The 18,111-nt window shown below is 43.6% G+C and carries 22 protein-coding genes; 5 read left to right on the forward strand and 17 right to left on the reverse strand.

Annotated features, from left to right (window positions below):
- Positions 1-18 precede the first annotated feature (18 nt).
- Positions 19-1,845, reverse strand: a complete 1,827-nt coding sequence (locus OKW21_RS06685) for an alpha-amylase family protein (protein ID WP_277478510.1) — start codon at positions 1,843-1,845, stop codon at positions 19-21.
- Positions 1,846-2,174: 329 nt separating this feature from the next.
- Here OKW21_RS06685 and OKW21_RS06690 point away from each other — a divergent pair, with 329 nt between their 5' ends.
- Positions 2,175-3,014, forward strand: coding sequence for an outer membrane beta-barrel protein (locus tag OKW21_RS06690; RefSeq protein WP_277478512.1), 840 nt, complete (start codon positions 2,175-2,177; stop codon positions 3,012-3,014).
- On the opposite strand, the gene OKW21_RS06695 is transcribed toward OKW21_RS06690, so the two are convergent.
- The 11 genes from OKW21_RS06695 to OKW21_RS06745 all read right to left on the reverse strand — a co-directional run bounded on the left by OKW21_RS06695 (position 3,011) and on the right by OKW21_RS06745 (position 11,023).
- Complete coding sequence (locus OKW21_RS06695) at positions 3,011-3,757, reverse strand: sulfite exporter TauE/SafE family protein (protein WP_277478514.1); 747 nt, start codon at positions 3,755-3,757, stop codon at positions 3,011-3,013. The genes OKW21_RS06690 and OKW21_RS06695 overlap by 4 nt on opposite strands.
- Positions 3,758-3,997: 240 nt before the next feature.
- Positions 3,998-4,618: a YdeI/OmpD-associated family protein gene (locus tag OKW21_RS06700; RefSeq protein WP_277478516.1), complete on the reverse strand. Its 621-nt coding sequence runs from the start codon at positions 4,616-4,618 to the stop codon at positions 3,998-4,000.
- 9 nt (positions 4,619-4,627) lie between these two features.
- Positions 4,628-5,014, reverse strand: coding sequence for a DoxX family protein (locus tag OKW21_RS06705; protein WP_277478518.1), 387 nt, complete (start codon positions 5,012-5,014; stop codon positions 4,628-4,630).
- The gene (locus OKW21_RS06710) at positions 5,011-5,484 is read right to left on the reverse strand and encodes an SRPBCC domain-containing protein (RefSeq protein WP_277478519.1); all 474 of its coding nucleotides are present in this window, start codon (positions 5,482-5,484) and stop codon (positions 5,011-5,013) included. Before OKW21_RS06710 ends, OKW21_RS06705 begins: the two co-directional genes overlap by 4 nt.
- A 6-nt stretch (positions 5,485-5,490) precedes the next feature.
- Positions 5,491-5,814 (reverse strand): ArsR/SmtB family transcription factor, encoded by a 324-nt coding sequence (locus tag OKW21_RS06715; RefSeq protein ID WP_277478521.1) that lies wholly within the window; start codon positions 5,812-5,814, stop codon positions 5,491-5,493.
- Between the two features lie 228 nt (positions 5,815-6,042).
- A complete protein-coding gene (locus OKW21_RS06720; RefSeq protein ID WP_277478523.1) occupies positions 6,043-7,695 on the reverse strand; it encodes a hypothetical protein in 1,653 nt (550 codons plus the stop codon).
- Positions 7,696-7,980: 285 nt separating this feature from the next.
- Positions 7,981-8,196, reverse strand: a complete 216-nt coding sequence (locus tag OKW21_RS06725; RefSeq protein WP_277478525.1) for a hypothetical protein — start codon at positions 8,194-8,196, stop codon at positions 7,981-7,983.
- Between the two features lie 112 nt (positions 8,197-8,308).
- A complete protein-coding gene (locus tag OKW21_RS06730) occupies positions 8,309-9,070 on the reverse strand; it encodes a hypothetical protein (protein ID WP_277478527.1) in 762 nt (253 codons plus the stop codon).
- A 474-nt stretch (positions 9,071-9,544) separates the two neighbouring features.
- Positions 9,545-10,111 (reverse strand): lipoprotein, encoded by a 567-nt coding sequence (locus OKW21_RS06735; protein ID WP_277478529.1) that lies wholly within the window; start codon positions 10,109-10,111, stop codon positions 9,545-9,547.
- 118 nt (positions 10,112-10,229) lie between these two features.
- Positions 10,230-10,649 (reverse strand): hypothetical protein, encoded by a 420-nt coding sequence (locus OKW21_RS06740; protein WP_277478531.1) that lies wholly within the window; start codon positions 10,647-10,649, stop codon positions 10,230-10,232.
- Positions 10,646-11,023, reverse strand: coding sequence for a hypothetical protein (locus OKW21_RS06745; protein WP_277478532.1), 378 nt, complete (start codon positions 11,021-11,023; stop codon positions 10,646-10,648). The genes OKW21_RS06740 and OKW21_RS06745 overlap by 4 nt, the downstream gene beginning before the upstream one ends.
- A gap of 794 nt (positions 11,024-11,817) precedes the next feature.
- On the opposite strand from OKW21_RS06745, the gene OKW21_RS06750 reads away from it, so the two are divergent.
- Positions 11,818-12,462, forward strand: a complete 645-nt coding sequence (locus OKW21_RS06750) for a PQLLE family protein (RefSeq protein ID WP_277478535.1) — start codon at positions 11,818-11,820, stop codon at positions 12,460-12,462.
- 15 nt (positions 12,463-12,477) lie between these two features.
- Here the strand turns inward: OKW21_RS06750 and OKW21_RS06755 are convergent, their stop codons facing one another.
- On the reverse strand, positions 12,478-12,690 hold the full coding sequence (locus OKW21_RS06755) for a hypothetical protein (RefSeq protein WP_277478537.1): 213 nt from the start codon (positions 12,688-12,690) through the stop codon (positions 12,478-12,480).
- Positions 12,691-12,764: 74 nt separating this feature from the next.
- On the opposite strand from OKW21_RS06755, the gene OKW21_RS06760 reads away from it, so the two are divergent.
- Positions 12,765-13,091: a GIY-YIG nuclease family protein gene (locus tag OKW21_RS06760; protein WP_277478538.1), complete on the forward strand. Its 327-nt coding sequence runs from the start codon at positions 12,765-12,767 to the stop codon at positions 13,089-13,091.
- Positions 13,092-13,387: 296 nt separating this feature from the next.
- Here the strand turns inward: OKW21_RS06760 and OKW21_RS06765 are convergent, their stop codons facing one another.
- Positions 13,388-13,555, reverse strand: a complete 168-nt coding sequence (locus tag OKW21_RS06765) for a hypothetical protein (RefSeq protein ID WP_277478541.1) — start codon at positions 13,553-13,555, stop codon at positions 13,388-13,390.
- A gap of 468 nt (positions 13,556-14,023) precedes the next feature.
- A complete protein-coding gene (locus tag OKW21_RS06770) occupies positions 14,024-14,413 on the reverse strand; it encodes a hypothetical protein (protein WP_277478543.1) in 390 nt (129 codons plus the stop codon).
- 62 nt (positions 14,414-14,475) lie between these two features.
- Here OKW21_RS06770 and OKW21_RS06775 point away from each other — a divergent pair, with 62 nt between their 5' ends.
- Positions 14,476-14,772, forward strand: a complete 297-nt coding sequence (locus OKW21_RS06775; RefSeq protein WP_277478544.1) for a hypothetical protein — start codon at positions 14,476-14,478, stop codon at positions 14,770-14,772.
- Between the two features lie 37 nt (positions 14,773-14,809).
- Here the strand turns inward: OKW21_RS06775 and OKW21_RS06780 are convergent, their stop codons facing one another.
- Entirely contained in the window at positions 14,810-16,036 is a 1,227-nt protein-coding gene (locus tag OKW21_RS06780) for a S8 family peptidase (protein WP_277478546.1), read from the reverse strand.
- Positions 16,037-16,409: 373 nt separating this feature from the next.
- Here OKW21_RS06780 and OKW21_RS06785 point away from each other — a divergent pair, with 373 nt between their 5' ends.
- The gene (locus tag OKW21_RS06785) at positions 16,410-16,799 is read left to right on the forward strand and encodes a DUF302 domain-containing protein (RefSeq protein ID WP_277478548.1); all 390 of its coding nucleotides are present in this window, start codon (positions 16,410-16,412) and stop codon (positions 16,797-16,799) included.
- Between the two features lie 12 nt (positions 16,800-16,811).
- On the opposite strand, the gene OKW21_RS06790 is transcribed toward OKW21_RS06785, so the two are convergent.
- Entirely contained in the window at positions 16,812-18,065 is a 1,254-nt protein-coding gene (locus OKW21_RS06790; RefSeq protein ID WP_277478550.1) for a sterol desaturase family protein, read from the reverse strand.
- Positions 18,066-18,111: the final 46 nt, after the last annotated feature.

Raw genomic sequence — 18,111 nt, forward strand, 5'->3', positions numbered from 1 at the left:
TCATTTCCAACGTATCCCTCACTTAATCTCGAAAACAAAAGACTGAAGAGGGGCCAATTTCATAGGTATACCAATTTCGCCCTCACTGATAATGACCTCGGAGGTGTTCATTTCCAACTCAGTATCGGTAAGAAGTATGTCTGTTAACTGATAAGTTTCGTTTTGTGACATGTCCATGGCTTCAATAGCTGTACTTGGGATCTTTAGCTTAAACGCCTGGCCATGATTTGCATCAAAATTACTCACTATGAGTAGCTTTTGTGCTTCATTAAAACGCAGAAAGGCATATATCATATCATGGTATCCTTGCGTAAAATAGCTGTTGTGCCTGTGCAGATCGTAGAAATAGCCAGAGGCAATTGCTGGCTCCTGACTTAAGTTGAGCACCTGGCTGTAATAGTCCCTTAAGCTTGCCTGGCTTTCACTGAGCTGTCCTCCATCATAAGCATGCTCGTTGAGCCATTTCTGATGCTCAGGCACCCCCCAGTAGTCAAAGATGGTGGTACGTCCGTCATCACCGCTAAATCCGGAATCACCTTCTGCCGGTTCTCCTACTTCCTGACCGAAGTAGACCATAATAGGGCCGGTGTGGAGTAAAGCGCTAACTACCATTGCTGGTTTAGCCTTTTCAGGGTTTCCTGCAAAGAAGCGGGAAGCAATGCGTTGCTCATCATGATTTTCCAGAAAGCGCAGCATATGATGGTTTTTTCCTCTCAGGTACTGCCAGATGTCAGTAATATGCCGAAGGTCAGCATGGCCTTCCATCACTGCCCGCAGTGTATCGTATAACTGTACCTTATCGTAGAGATAATCAAAGCGGCCGTGATCAATATAGTTGCGGTACTGCTCAGGATTATAGATTTCTGCGATAAAAATAAGCGCTGGGTATTCTTTTTTAACCACAGGGATCACCCAGTGCCAGAATTCCACAGGAACCATCTCTGCCATGTCACAGCGGAAGCCATCCACTTTTTTAGCAGCCCAGAAAAGTAAAACATCCCGCATCTTGAGCCAGGTATCGGGTATAGGGTCAAAGTAGGTCTGGCGGTTGTTCAGGTAATCTACGCCATAGTTGAGTTTTACCGTTTCAAACCAGTCGTTGACGGTGGGGGTAGCGGTAAACTGATCGTTGCCGGTAGCCTTGGCAGGATATTCCTCAAACTTGCCATCCTTGCCTGGAAAAGAATGATCACCTAATGGATTATATGCTGCAGGAACCTGAAACGCCTGTCCTGGTATATAGTAAAAATTGTTGTTGGGGTCAAAGGCCTTGGATGTGTCATCGGAGGCACCAAGATCCTGTACTCCATCAGGCTTGGCATTTGAGGAATATTGCCGGGCTACATGATTGGGAACAAAGTCAATGAGTACTTTCATTCCGGCAGCATGGGTTCGTTCTACCAGCGCTTCAAACTCCTGCATACGCTGCTTTACATCTTCTGCCAGATCGGGGTTGACATCATAATAATCTTTGATCGCATAGGGAGAACCTGCCCGTCCTTTGACGACATCCGCATCATCCAGCGGCACACCAAAATCAGTGAAATCCGTGAGTACCGCATGCGCTATAATGCCAGTATACCAGATATGGGTACTACCCATTGCCTTGATGCTTTTTAGCGCAGCCTCATTGATGTGGTTGAATTTACCTACACCGTTTTCTTCTACTGTACCGTAGGGTATATTTCGTTGATTGGTATTGCCGAACAGGCGGGTAAAGATCTGGTAGATCGCTATCTTTTCATTCCCTTCTACCTCCTCAAGCAGCAGATTTGGATCTTGCCGGGCTATGGTTTCTAATTTTTCTCTCAGCGTCACTTTTTCTGATGTTAGGTTTTGTGGCATACAAAATACAGGAGCAGTTAAGACTGATCCAGCGAGTAAACTTAATGATATGCATACTTATCCCCATAATAAAATAAATAATTCTAAGGAAATGCAGTCATGTTACTAACATTATCCGATGAGTAGACTTGTAATAGTATAATCTTGCTTAAGTGCTACTTTCATGGAGGGTAAAGAAACTCTGTAAAGCTTACAATTTATCCTTTTTTAATCATACAGTTTCATATTTCTAGTGTGATTTTCTAGTGAATGACAATAAAGCTCATCAGCTCAGGGTTATACTAATAATTTATTTAACTTCGTAAAAACTACATCAAACTTACATGCTCATGTTGCTAAAAGCCCAAAGTAAGAGCGTACAAGTGTTTACAAGCTGCGTCATCTTAAGTTGCCTCACTATATTCATATCACTTCCCACCCAAGCTCAGGACTGGAGCTTTGCAGTAGGTCCCGGTATCAGTAGTTATATAGGTGATGTAAGCGACCAAAAATTAACGAAGCCCGGTTTTGCGCTCAATGCGGAGGCCTGGTATTACCTCAACGATAATTTCCAACTCAAATCGGGACTTAGCTTTTACAATATAAGTGCCGATGATGTGGATTCTACCCGTATGCGCAGTTTCCGCGCCAGTAATTTTGAGGTATATACTTCAGCGATGTATTATTTCAAACGTGGTTTTATTACGCCCTTTGCCTATGTTGGGATAGGCTTCACCACGAATAATCCTATGGGGCAAAGTACCATTGGAGAATGGGATTTGAGAGATGTTGAACCGGAAGCTGAAAAGGTACCTGGATTGGTGGGTATTGTACCTTTCGGTATGGGACTGGAATACGAAATTACCCCCGTATTATCAGTAGTAGCTGACCTGTCTTTACGTTATGCACTCAGTGATCAGCTGGATGCCGTAAGCAAAGAAATTATTCAGGTGGATGCGCTGGGCGCAGATGCGCTGGAATATCATTCATCGCTGTCTGAATACGTAGAACGTCAGGTGAATGAAGAGCCTGCCCTGAGAGGGGGCAGTTCTTCTGAAGGTGATATGTACGGCATGTTTAGCCTGAAAATCAAGTTCATCCCCACAGCCTCTATATTCGGCTGCATAGACCCTTATAAATACTCACGTCCCGACCGAAGACGAAAGCAAAGAAATTACGATCCACTTTAGAAAAATAACAGAAGTGAGGAAATCGCGGTTGTGAGGATGATGAAGATACGAAAGGCACGCTCAGGAAACTTCTTGACCAATACAATGCCTAACATAATGCCTCCCGCGATCACAGGGCTCATTGCCAGATTTACCACCAGGCTTTTTAAGGTGATCGTGTGCCAGATGAACATCTGCAAAGGTAGCTTGAGTACATTGATGATCAGAAAGAACCATGCTGCCGTACCGATGTAATGATTTTTAGGCAGGCGCATAGATAAAAGATACACTGCCATGATTGGGCCTGCGGCATTGCCAATCATGGTTGCGAACCCACCTCCCAATCCCACAATCGCGGAAAATATCCAACTGTTAGGCACGCTGAGCTTGCGCTTTCTGCTATCCTGCCAGACCATCAGCGCCAGGCAGATGAAAATGATGATCGCGATCATCTCTTTGAATACCTGATCGGATACGATGTCGCCTATCCAAACGCCTATGCCAATGCCGGCAAGTGTCCAGGGTAAGAGGCGGAAAAGGTAAGACCATTGCGCATGCCGATGATAATAGCGTACCGCAAATACATCAGCAATCACCAGCATGGGTAGCAGAAAACCGGTAGATTGCTGTCCACCGAAGATCTGTGCCAGTATGGGTATGACTACAATACCTGCTCCTGATATACCTGCTTTGGAAGTACCCACCATCAAGGCACAAAAAATGACTAGTCCCCATTCGGCGGGAGGAAGATCTATCCAGCTCATGTTTTTACTTTGGTCTAAACAGGCAAGTTAAGCAGCAGTGCCATATTTCACCAGGCCCTGATAGAAAGAATCCTTATCTAACTTGTATAAAGCTTCTTTGACTTTGTCTGCCAGGGTAGCTTAAAACTGTTATGCACCCATAAAGACATATATAAAGCCTGACAAGATTCTCCGCCTGCGGCTACAGAATGACAGGCTGGTTTTTTCCGGAACTGATGCCTGGTCTATCGCTTCCTTTTATTATCTGTCATTCAAGCCTTTTCCATTGAGGATATTAGGTATACATTTTTCAATTCTGCTAAACCTTGTCTCAGTTTTTTTAGGCTGAGAAAAGTGTATAATGTATCCTCTTTGACGTCCTGGTGTCAAAGCGTAAAAGGCTTTTTTTAATGCAGGGTTTTCATCAAACTTTTGAAATAGTTCCTCAGGAGTGGGTTCAGGATTTTTCTTGAACTCAACTTTTACCCCTGATTTTTCAATTTCAATGGCTTCTAAAATATAGGTTTTCAGAACCTCCTGCTGTTGAATGATCTGCTCGGGATTTGTAAACTTTATCAATCGGGCAGATTGTGAACTTTTACCTTGTTGTTGAAGAATTTTTTTTGGGTCTTTTAACAATACACCTTTAAAAAAACTGAGCGAGGAGTAGTCTTTAAAGGCACTAACTAAAGCGATGTTTTTATTGCCTGAAGTATAGCAAGGAACTCCCCATTTCAAGTCTTCGGTTAAGCCACATGCTAACATAATATGTCTTAACAGTACCAATTCTTCTTTCCAATTATTGACTTTACATTGAGGTGTTCCTCCATATTTGCAGCGCATACAACCATCAATAAGGTATTGATCTATTTTTGGATTCATAATTTTCTCTTAATTCTGCGTGCTTGTGATTAGTTTTCTATCTGCTGGCCTGAAATACCATGATAAGCAAGTGAGGATTAATAGCAATGTCGGACCAAAGAGCGTAGCGGGGGCATCTCCGTTGGCTAAGTGCGAAATAATAGCCCCTGACATGGTAAAGAAAAAGCCAGCATAGGCCCATTCCTTAAGCAGTGGATATTTAGGTATGAGCGTGGCGATAACGCCCAGTATCTTCCAGATACCCAATAGGGTCAGCAGATAAAGGGGATAGCCTAATTGGGTAAAGTTAGCTACTTCCCCTTCCATTTTGATGAGCTGCACTATTCCGGTGGATAGCATTCCTAATGCCAGCCAGAGCGTAGCAACCCAGTAGATGATGTTGTTTCGCTTGCTCATGTTGCACTATTTTTTTTACTCATTATTTCTTCCAATCGTATGTGTGCCATATTGATGCCTTGTGCAAAAGGTAACTTTAGCATCTTGTCTCTGTCGGCAACTGATTTATAGATGATATGCATATTGAGTTTGCTACGCTTGTCACTCAGTGGTTCAAATTCCAAAAACTCTAATTGAACAGGAAAGGAGGTGTTGTCCATTTCAAATGTACGAATGATTCTTTGGTTTGTGCTGAACTCATGGATCACACCATTGAAGCCATGCTTGTTCCCCTGAGGATCGGTGGTTTCAAACTGCCAGCTACCATGTTTTTTACACTCAAGTTTCAGCACTTTAGTGCCCATCCATTGCTCCACAATTTCAGGCTCTATGTAGGCTTTGAAGAGTAATTCCAATGGTAAGTCAAACTCTCGGCTGATGCTTAACTCCTGCTTTCCATCTTCGGCATGTACTTTTGTTTTGAGCTCCATAGACTTTTATTTATCAGTTTGATGTTTCTTCATGATGGTCTCCAGCTTATTGAATCTGTCATCCCACATTTTGCGGAAGGGTTCTATAAAGTCAGCTATTTCCTTGAGCTTAAAGGGGTTTAGATGATAGTAGACCTCCCTGCCTTTTTGCTCCTGGGCAAGCAGTTCGCACTCAGTGAGAATTTGCAGATGCTTTGAAACCGTGGGCCTTGCTGTATCAAAATTTGAAGCGATAGCGCCGGCTGTCATAGATTGTGAGGTCACCAATACCAGTATGGCCCTCCTGGTCGGATCAGCGATGGCCTGAAATACGTCACGTCTTAAATTCATTATGTAGCTATTTGACTACAAATATATATGTAGCTATTTAACTACGCAAGTCTTTGTGGTGATTTCGTAGAAAATTAGCGGAAACAGATATGTCTGACGAAAGAAGGGGTGAGGGAGAGTGAGTTGCTTAAGGTACGTTTGCCATTTTTCTGCTACATTTTGTAGGTGACCGTAGTGCCCTCCCCCTCTTGAAGCGCTGCACTAAGGGCAAAAGCTGACGCACTCCTCTTATTCAGTGACTACTTCTACATCTTCAAACATGTACGGATTGTCACTGATCTTCAGGTCTTTACCGCTCTCAGTGGTCACATTCCTGAGAATGACTTTCTCGCTTCTGACATAGGGGTACTTCTCCTCATAAGATTCGTCTGTCATTTGTGAATTGAAATCAGTGAAAATAGCAGGTCCCTGATAATCCTCCGGATGATTGGAGTCGTCAATATGAAGATCTTCTACGATAATCTGTTCCGGCATGTAACAGGTGTAGCCGAAATCATGCTGACCGGAATACGATCCGCTGATCAGAGCAGCGCTGGCAGTTCTACCGTCTTCAGGCACAAATACGCAGTCACGGATGATAAATTCTCCCTGCCAGGTGCTGCCGTAGTCGGAGCGCAGGTTGATGAAGCTCCTTCCCCTTACTGTGGTGTTCTCCACCGTCAAGGTACCGCTACCAATGGCATTGATGCCCATATGACCCAGGGTAGAGTTGCGGATGGTGGCATTGGCTACTCCCTTATGGGCATCAAAGCGGGAAAAGCTGCAATTATCATAAAGAAGATTCTTACAGTAGTTAGAGCCCAGGATTCCCCAATAGGTACGGTCGTTGATATCATTAGTTTGACTACAATTGATGAATGATACATTAAGAGCACGTCCGACTGAAAGATCATATGAGCCCATAGAGACAGGCTTGCCTGCTGAGCCAATGGTACGGTATGTCTTGTGGCCGGTCAGGATCGTGTTTTTTACTGTCACATAAGCACAATCACTAATACTGATGAAGCCTCTGTAAGGCGCACCATGCTCTCCTTCGCCCATGATGCGATGTTCCAGTCCATCAACCACCACATGGGAGCGACTGATCGCGAGGTTTCGGCTGTGGTAATTGTACTTGGATTCGGCCTGGTTGGCAATGGTGGTAAAGCGCCCTCCGCGGATGGTCAGTGTATCTTCATCTATAGGAAGTGCTGTAATCTCTGTGATCTCCTCAAAGTCCCAGATGATGGGAGCGTCCATGTCCACATTGCCGTTTTTATCTACCACAAAAATATCGGTCTGCGGAGATCCATTGTCCTGGTTCAGCCCATAGCGGATGTAATGATTCACATTGGAGTTGTTGACTGTGACAAGACAGGGGCCGGGCAGGGAGGTATCAATTTTTTCCTGATTTCTTTTAAGCTTACTAATACCATCCAGTTCAAACGCCTCCTGGCTGGAACTGACCATGAAAACTGACGCATTACGATTTTCCACCTTGGTATCGTCAATGAAGAAGACCGCAGTTCCAAAATCAGTGTCAGTGCGGATCACTGCGGTACGCTCCTTTCCTCCTATATAGTAGATGGCACCTTCGTCAGCTTTTACCGGAAGGTCATGTTGGTTGGCGAAGGCATGAGCGGCAGCGATAGCATCTATGTCATCGGTTATGCCGTCGCCTTTGGCGCCAAAATCACTGTAGCGAACTGCAGCATGGGCCTTGAATTTACGGACATCTTCTGGGGATACATTCACAAGTAATTCTCCTTGTTCATTGGTGCGTACTTCAGTTTTACCTTCCTGGCTGGTGATCATTACTTTTTCCAGTGGGTCTTCGTTTTGCCCATTTGCCAGTATGACGCTGCATAAAAAGAAGAATAGTAGAAGCTTGAATTTCATCATGAGTAGATTGTATAGGTTATTAAGTATCAGATTGAAGCATCTTGTGCGGTACAAACTGGCAATATTCATGCATAAACGCAAAAAAATATGCGATGGGATGTCGAGCTTACCTAATTTTTCAGGAGAGGAAAAATTGGGGGTAACTGATGTGTGTGTATTACACTTTTGATGGTATGAAAAAAATTATAAGCTTAGAATTGATAATGACATAAGCGAGGTGCTTTCGCCATTTCTGACTTAAGTTTATTTTAACGGCCACAATGGAATTGAAGCCTACTGATACTGTCAAGTTAAAACTTGACATGATCCATAAGCTTCAGTAGCATACTGAAGCAAGAGAGGAGCATTAAAACCTTCAGACATTTGAATTTTACCTTTATACTTTCCGACTTCCCTCTCTCCTTTGACCGGGAGGTGCTTTCGCCATTTCTGACTTAAGTTTATTTTAACGGCCGCAATGGAATTGAAGCCTACTGATACTGTCAAGTTAAAACTTGACATGATCTATAAGCTTAAGTAGCATACTGAAGCAAGTGAGGGCTGCGCTACGATGGCTACGCTAAGCGCTCCCGAAAGAGGGGGACATGGTTGCATTCCATACATAGTAATCATGCTAATAGTTAACGGATGCTGAAAACATATTTTCCAAATGCTTTATAGAAGCTTCAATGGATTGCATCTCCTGATCAAGCTTCATAAGTTCCCCTTTCTGATTAATCATGATCTTATCCAAAGCTTCAATACGAGATTGCTTAGCAATTTTTTGGTTGTTGAGTGCATACTTCTTAGGCCCTTCCGACTTGTCTGAAGCTAATTGTTTGTCAATTTTCTTCAGGCTTTTATTTAATTTTCTTTGCTCACGCTTATCTTTTTTATAATTACGTTCTACGTTTTTTTTCCTGCTTGCCAGTACAGATAATTGTTCCTGATATTGGCCAATTTTGTACTGCTTTACGAATTCCTCAACGAACTTGCGAAGGTTTGCCATCTCTGTTCTATTATCTGCCGAACTCAATGCAATGTCATAACCCGGCATAAAGGCTAGTGCCAGCATATTTTCCTTGTTTTCAGTAAAAAATCTGGCTTTCAGGTCGCCCTGAAGTGCTGAGATAGTAGGTATTTTTGCGGCCCTGGCAATGAGCATGTCTCTACCTTCTTTTTTTGCCTTTACTTTTAACTGCTTTCTAGCATAACGGACAAAATCTTCTTTTAAAACATCTAGAGGCTCATTGCCTACAAGCATGACCCAAGCATTCACGGATTGCTTATCCATTTGCACTAATTTTTCTACAGTTCTGTATTGTTGGGTAAAGGCTGTAGTGGATACTAGAAGAGCCAGTATCACCAGTAGTAGTTTAAAGGTTAATCTTTTCATCGTAAATAAATTTCGGAATTGATTTTCATAATCGTGCGCCAGAGAAACTATGATAGTATTTGCTATCAGTGGCCGGAACCATCCAGGATGAAAGCGCTGCTTGCTTTCAGCAATTTAATCCTTGCTATTTATGTTAAGGTTCTCCTAAAATGGTCATTGATACTGCTATATTCAATGATGTAAATCATCAGCAGTAATAATTGATATCATCATCGCCAGTATAGCTGGTCTTCTTAGGGGTTTACTGCTTTATTTTGAATGCGAAGGTAACCTAGACCTGACTTAAAATAGTCTAGCGCTTACCACATTTAAACTGCATTCAACTTAGGGTAGGGGTAGAACTGGAAGAAGCGAACGTATTGTGCCGGGTCATGATGGCTAAGCTAAACGCGGAGTGGAAGACCCAAGCGGTATGCTTGAGCTAGTTTGGGGCAATGGATACCTGAATCACCTTACCATATGTGCCGCTTTCTATCATAGACTGTCTTGTCTATTTTCATACAGTTCTATGGCTTTCAGGTAGTTTTTTGCACCCTTCATCGTCAAGTCATGAATGAATCCATCCAGTTCAGGGTGATGCATATTGATCCAGTTAACCAAGGAATCTCTTTCATTTTGCCAGACATTCCAATCGGCATCTAAGCATTCCAGTGCTTCAAGCCTGCTTATTTTGTCCGACTCAAATGATACCTTAAATCTACAGGTCAAAGGATCATTTTTCAGAAATGCATAACGTTTGGAACTTGAAGCTACTGTCGCAATGATCTGCTCATTTTGGTCATCTAAGTTGACAATTTTATAAGTCGTCTGGAAGACAGAATCCCACTTAAAATTTTCATAAAAACTTTCATGGGAGAAAGGCATAATATAATCTCCTTCCACAATGGTGATGCTATCCGTAATCAGTGGGACAATTTGAGAAAAGTCAGAAGCATTGAAAGCATCGTAATATTGTGTTACCAGCTCAGTGGGACATAATTTTTTGTTACCACATCCCGTCAGGAAGGCTATGAGAGAAAATAGGATAAAGTACTTTTTCATGAATTGCTACTAATGTGTGCTTTGTAACAAACCTACTGGTTCATTTTGATTGCAATGGAAAATTGGAGCTAGCTTAACTGTATTTACGCTTCGCTAAACTTGCGGTAGTGGATGAAGCTCAGTTTTCACTGGATTTAACTTCGTCCAAAGCTTTTCTTTCTAGCTTTTTAGCTAGCTCCTCGGGAGTATAAATATTAAGAGAAATAAGTATTAAACATAAACCTGTTATTCCCGCAATAGTTGAGATTATCCAATTCTCATAGTTATGCTGAATGATGAATATAGTCGTTCCCAATAGTAGAAATAGAGCTAGAATTGAAATTTTCGTCAAAACCGGGTTCAGTAATCCAATCCAAACAACGCAGCTTAATATGAAGAAGCATGGAATAATGATCGCAAGCCAAGTTTTGGAAATGGTCTTCTTTACCGGTTTTTGATTTAGATATGTTGATATATCAAAACCCAAGTCTTTACACAAATTAGTGATTTGTTTAGCATCACCCTCAATATCCTTTATTTTTATCCTACCCTCATTCATGATGCAGTCTTTTGAGGGTTAAGTATTTTATTAACATCTTCAAATGCCTGTTTTTCAGTCCATTCCTTATCCGTAAAATCCTTAACTAAAGCTACTTGGTTGTTATCCATTACCAAGTTCGTTCCATGAAATATAATATTTACAGGATTTTCCCCAAATATTGTTATTTGAGCTTTCTTCAGTGCTTGAGCAATATTGCTGGATTTTGCACGGAATTCATCCTTATTTTGGAGGTTTATTCCAAACTCAAAAGAAAGTAAGACTCCCTTATCGTACTCATAGACTATTGTACGAATACCTACATTAGGCTTAAGAAAACGACTAATTGATCGCCTGAAATTATTTATGTAATGTTGAATATTTTCTCTACTCATCTATTTATCACTCAATTGAACCCGACGGGTACTGTATAAATGCAATTGCGTTCATTTTCTATAAACACCTTAATCCATGTTTCGGAGATATTCCACCCAAAGCTTTCTAGTTGAGTTGACTATAATATTTGGTAACCTTCATATTAGGTGATTTAATCCTTATAATAGCAGCTTACCGCTAATACTATTGCTTAAATTAAGCAATTCTCTAATCCTTTTCACAGGAATTATGTGAAATTATCATGATAAGTATGAGTTTCTGTCATGCATCAACTTCATGAATGCAAAATAAGGTATGCATCAGACTGTAATGATGTCTCTATAAAGGTATCCCTACGACAAATCCATACTGTTCTGCCTACCTCAAGCCAAAATAGTTGACAGGTTCAGGCTGCGCGATGTCTGATTCCTGAAAATAAGTGGTAGAACGTGCGCGCATGATGGGCCGCAACTGACATTCTGGCGTAAATCCTCCGTGAATCATCACTTATTTTACAAAATAACTGACAGAACACACTGAATCTTAGCCTTATATGTAAGATTCAGAGGCTGCGCAGTATGCTTGTGCATGGTCGGTGTAAGAATCATGCATAGAATCACAGTGATGTGTGAGTTATTCTCCAAATTCAACGACCAAAGCCCTGCATTCTTTCATATATTCTTCGGTCATTGCTTAAGTATTGTTTGCTGAATATCAGTCAGATATGTAATTAATATTCGTACGTATTTTGTCATACGCTGAGGGATTATACCCTAGATAATCCTTATGAATTGATAACTAAACAGATTAGATCATGAAACTTAATACCGTGGATGGCGTAATGCTGGCGGCTCGCCTGATTCTTAATAATACCAGCAAAGACGCCGAAGTCAGCAAACTAATGGGGCAGTATAATTTTAACGCCAGGCGCATGCAGGAAGGGGAGAACCTGATGCTGCTCCTGAAGGATATACAGGCGTCCAAGAAAAGCGCCTATGACGCGCAGTGGAACATTTCTAACCGTATTTCACAGGAGGTAAGCAGCCTGCGTCCACTTTTTATGGAGCATGTGGCAGTCGCCCGCTTTGCCTTCAGGCGTGATCCCGAGCTGCTGAATGCGCTGAATATAAGCAAGGTTTCCAGTAACCAGTGGGCCTGGATAGCGCAGGCAGAAGCCTTTTACCAGCAGATCGCGGATCATACTGATAAAATGCTGCCCTTCGGCCTAACGGTAGAGGAACTGGAACAGGCCAAAGCTTCAGTAGAGGCATTGCTGGCCCTGCGTGATGACCGTATGCTGAAAAAAGGAGAGGCAGAAAACTGTACGGTCAGCAAGAATGATGCGGCTAAGCAGCTTAGAAGCTGGGTCAGGGAGTTTCATGCCGCCGCCCGTTTGGCGCTGAAAGATCAGCCACAGAAACTGGAAGCCTTCGGCATCAGAGTACGCTCTCTTCAGTAAGGGGATTTCAGAACATTAATAAACCACCGAACTGTCATTCCGTAGCATAGCGAAGCCGCCGTGGCCCGGGAATCCTGACCATCCCTGAGTATCAAGGACTTTCATAGTGGTTAAGATCCCTATCGGGATGACTTCAGGACGATAATATAACTCCGAACTATCATCGGTAAAGCAGCTGCTGCGGAGTGAAGCTACCGAGTTTCGGGGGACGCCTAGAGGAGATTGCAAAGCTAGAGTCTTCTTAAAAGCTGAAAACTAGGTAGTTTATATCGGTTGGTAACAGTTCATTTCTTTGAGTCATTATGGGAAACTATTTTGTATATATCATCACAAATTCCAGCAAAAATGTACTATACATTGGAATGACTAATGATCTTGAACAAAGGGTAACAGAACATTATCTGAACAGGGGGCAACCACAAACCTTTGCCGGAAAATATTTCTGTTACTACTTGCTGTATTACGAAAGATTTAATTCTCCTACCCATGCTATTGAAAGGGAAAAAGAACTTAAGGGCTGGAACAGGAAACGAAAAGAGGCGTTGATTTCTGCTCTCAATCCTCAATGGAATTTTTTGAATACTGAGGTTATGGAATGGCCTCCTCACCCTGATATCACTTCCAGATAAATATTACAGGATTTGCATTGCGGCCTTCGTGTGTGGGTTAGAATATCTCACTTTAATGCTGATGATTTTCATGGTGGCCGCCACGGAGTGGTTAAGATCCCTTAGGGACGACTTCAGAACGATAAAATAACTCCGGACTGTCATTCCGTAGCCACAGGCGAAGCCACCGTGGTGAAGGAATCTTGACCACTCTTCCAGGATCAATGACTCACATTGCGGCCTTCGCGTGTGGGTTAGGATATCTCCCTTCAATGCTGCTGATTTTCATGGTGGCCTCCACGGAGTGGTTAAGATCCCTAAGGGACGACTTCAGAACGATAAAATAACTCCGGACTGTCATTCCGTAGCCACAGGCGAAGCCACCGTGGTGAAGGAATCTTGACCACTCTTCCAGGATCAATGACTTGCATGGTGGCCTTCGTGTGTGGGTTAGGATATCTCCCTTCAATGCTGATGATTTTCATGGTGGCCTCCACGGCGTGGTTAAGATCCCTATCGGGGTGACTTCAAAACGGTAATATAACTCCGGACTGTCATTCCGTAGCCACAGGCGAAGCCACCGTGGTGAAGGAATCTTGACCACTCTTCCAGGATCAATGACTTGCATGGTGGCCTTCGTGTGTGGGTTAGGATATCTCCCTTCAATGCTGCTGATTTTCATGGTGGCCTCCACGGCGTGGTTAAGATCCCTATCGGGATGACTTCAAAACGGTAATATAACTCCGGACTGTCATTCCTTAACGCAGCCACTGTAGCGCAATGGAGGAATTCCGGCCTGGAAGGCTTGACCAACCTGAATTTCAGAAGTTTGGGTTGCGGTAAAGATCCCTAGCGGGATGACTATATGAAATAAGTTACACTAAAATATAATTCTGCAGCATAGCGAGGAATTTTAGCCTAGATGGCTTTAGCACACCACTGCAATTTGCAATTCAATAATTCTTAAAACTAATCTCATTGGCCAGCCCTACTGAATTGAAACGTACGTACATGGTGAGCGGTTCTTCGTCTGTAGTATTGCCTTCACAGGAGGGAGCGGGTTCTATAAAGTAAATCAGGTATTTCTGGCTGCGGTTGGATAACTCCTGCCGGTCAGCCTTCCCCAGCGTCTTCTGGATTTCCTGCTGGCTGAGACCACTCAGGTGCTGAGGCAGTTTGAGTATCTGCTCCTTCATCTGTATACGCTGCCCCAAGCAACCTTCAGCATCTTTCATAAAGGCAGCTTCATCAAAATTTTCTATATCCACCGCCTGCTGGCACCGGAAGAAAGTGGTAGTGAATAAAACCAAAAGGCCGCATCTTTTCAGGAATAAGTAAGGCATAAATCCATCCGAAATTTGTGTACACAATATTAACTACTGCGTATACTAATAAAAATAATAAGATGAATGTTTTAGCGGTAAAAGGTATGATTATGCAAAGCGGTAAACTGAGCGAGGAACTCAAAGCATATGTGGTGAAAGCGGACAGCGATGCCCTGATCCCTGTATTGGTCACTACCCATGAAGAGGTTACTGATAAGGAAACTCTAAAACAGGCGGGATTGATCATCAGCAGAAGTATAAGCAGCATCCCCTTGCTGATGGGCAAAATCCAAGCTGCAAAACTGGATGACTTAGCCGCACTGGCAGCAGTAGAAAAGGTAGAACTAGATAGCGAAATTAGTCTAGAGCAGGGCTGAGCCTGCCATGTGAGGGTTTACATCATAAACATGCGGCCTACGGCAGTCCGGGGATAGGACTTGGCGCGGTATTGGAAAAAGCCGCCTGATGGGGATCTACCCTGCCATAGCCGAAGTCATCATCATGCCCGGGATTCCCCAGCTCATCAGCAGTACGGGCCAGCAAACTGCGGATCTCCACATTGGAGGCATAACGGTGCGTACCCTTGGCAATCGCCGCTGCTCCCGCTACATGCGGACATGCCATACTGGTACCTGAGTACTTCACATAACCCCCTCCAGCTTTGGTAGACAGTACGTTTACTCCGGGAGCGCAAAGCTCCACTTCCGAACCACGACAACTGAAGGACGCCAGAGTATTGGTATTGTCAATAGCGGATACGGCTATTACCGAAGGAAATAGGGCAGGGGCACCTACCGGGCCTCCGCTATTACCTGCTGCGGCTACCAGTATTGCGCCTTTCTTCCAGGCGGCCAGGCAGATAGTTTCTACTGCCGATGGTGCGCTGCTGGCCCCCAGACTCATGCTGATGATGTCCATGTTCTTTTTGTTGATACACCAGTCAATCCCGGCGATAAGGTTACTCCAGGCCCCTGAACCGGTTCTGCTCAGCACCTTAACCGCATAGAGATAAGCAGAGGGAGCTACGCCGACCACCCCTTCACCATTGATGGCAGCAGCAACTGTACCCGCGCAGTGGGTGCCATGTCCGTTATAATCCATGGGGCTGCTTTCATCATCTATAAAGCTGATGCCAAATCTGTAGTTGTCCTTCAGATCAGGATGATTATAATCAATGCCGGTGTCCAGTATGGCGACCTTAATTCCCATGCCTTGTGTAGCCTGCCAGGCATTGGGGGCTTTGATCTGGTTGATGCCTTCGGGGATCGTCTCTGACTGGACGATAGGCTGCCCTTCATACTGCAGGTGAGAAAACTGTCCATGCTGATGGAAAGCATGCATTTCACCATCTTCCTCTACCTTCGCGATATTATTGTTCTTTTCCAGTTTCTTGATTTCGTCATCGGTGAAAGAACCCATCACGATAGGGGCTTCATATTGATTCACATCGTAACCAATCTGTTCTGTGGGCATGCCCGAAGGCACCGCCTGACCGCGGGACCAGTCATTGGCATTGAAGAAATGAGTATCGGAAGAAGATATGGTATTTTTTACGATATCTACCTTATCCTCTTTTTTATCAGCACGCTTTTCTTTGGGTTTAAAGGTGATGATCACGCGTTTTTTCTGTGATTTTGCCATAGTAATGTGGGTTAAAAATGAATAAAATCAATGATTCGTATTATATATTAGGTGTATTTAAGTGCATTTTTGTAACCCGGCTGTAGCGTTAATTTAGCGCTTAGCCGAAAATCTATCCCTTTAGTTATCTCCACACAATGAGCCGCTGAAGCCCGGGAATCTTATTCAAGGTCTGAAAAGATACCTGCGCAGCGTCCGCTTACACCTCGGTATGATATGCAGAAGGAAAAGATAAGTTTTCGGGTAGACGCTTCATGCATTGATGATACAGATCATTTTTATAGTGGTCAAAAAGCATCACTTTGAAGGCGCGCACAAAATTAGAATAAACACTAAGCGTGTAGCTTGGTTAAAACCTAAAACATAAAGAACTATGCAGTATTACTTCAGTAAAAAATTAACCAACACCACTTTTGAACAGGCTTTGGAGAAAGTAGCAGAAGTATTGAAATCCAAAGGTTTTGGCATACTCACCGAAATTGACGTACAGGCCACCATGAAAAAGAAGCTGGATGAAGACCTAAGGCCCTACAAAATCCTGGGAGCCTGTAATCCTTCCTTTGCCTTCAAAGCATTGCAGGCGGAAAATAAAATAGGCACTATGCTACCCTGTAATGTCATTGTGCAGGTACTGGAAGATGGCGTAGTTGAAGTGGCGGCAGTTGACCCTATGGCTTCCATGCAGGCGGTAGAAAATCCAGGGCTGGAAAGTATCGCAGGAGAGGTGCAGGACCAGTTAAAGTCTGCGATAGAAGAGCTTTAATCAAACAGTTAATTAAGCTCCGGCAGTAAATGAATGGCTGCTTTTCTTCGCCCTGACAGCAGTGTACAGCCAGTAGGTTGAAATCAGCACATAGCTTGAACCGAACACCAAAATGGCGTTGATCCACTGCTCATTCTGACCAAAATACAGGACAGCGAGCAGGGTACAGACTATGCGGACAATTTCCAGTGGAATCGTCCTGCCGGGTTTTTCAAAGAGGCTGCCCAGACTGAGTAGCGAAAATAAAACCAGACCCGCCATCGCTACTTTTTCAGGCATCAGCAGCTGAGCTTCGGTGAAGAGGAAGAGGGCTGTCCCCAGCAGTGCGATGATATACTGAAAGAAGATGTAGTAGTTCAGGCGTGGAGAACCTTTAACATCATACTTCCGGTATGTATTCTTATCCACTTCCTGCGGAGCCTGATAGCCTCCTATATTGGCGGGCCTCCAGCCGGGCCTCCAGCCGGGCCTCTTAAAAAGGATACGCATACGGTCATCCCAGCGAGGCGTTTGCTGTAGTTGCTTACCCATCGCTATATAAGGTTTGAGGTTGGCCCAGATGGGGTTCCAGCTATCCAGCGGCTGGGTAACACCGTAGGTAGGTTTCTCCTCTTCTTCCTGAAAAGTGCCAAACAGTCTGTCCCATATGATAAAGACACCCGCGTGGTTTTTATCAATGTATTTGGGATCACGGCCGTGATGTACCCGGTGATGAGATGGGGTATTAAAAATCCACTCTAACCCGCCCATTTTTCCAATGGTTTCGGTATGTATCCAGAACTGATAGAGGGTAACGAAGGCAGAAACCGTTACAAAGGTAAGGGTATCAAAGCCAAGAAAAGCAAGTGGGAGGTAGAATATTGAGGTCCAGAGTACTTGAAATGAACCCTGACGCAGGGCCACGGATAGATTATAATCTTCACTTTGATGATGCACCACATGCCCGCCCCAGAATAGGTTCACCTCGTGGCTCATACGGTGTGCCCAGTAGTAGCAAAAATCTACCAACACAAATAGGATGGCAATTGTCCACCAGTTGACAGGAATCTGAATAATCGCCAGGTATTCGTAGACCAATTGGTACATGGCAATCACGATGACTTTGAAAAACAAAGCGCTTACCTGCTGTGTTACTCCACAACCCATATTGGTAAGTGCGTCATTAAGACGGTACAATTTCCTTTTCTGTATCACCTGTATGATCAATTCAATGCCAATCAGCAGAAAATAGATAGGGATAGAAAGTATAATAGGGTTAATGTCCATAATGCTGATGATCTATAGCGCATGCAAAAAAAAACAGAAGCGCTAA

This window comes from Catalinimonas alkaloidigena (assembly GCF_029504655.1).
GTDB lineage: Bacteria > Bacteroidota > Bacteroidia > Cytophagales > Cyclobacteriaceae > Catalinimonas > Catalinimonas alkaloidigena.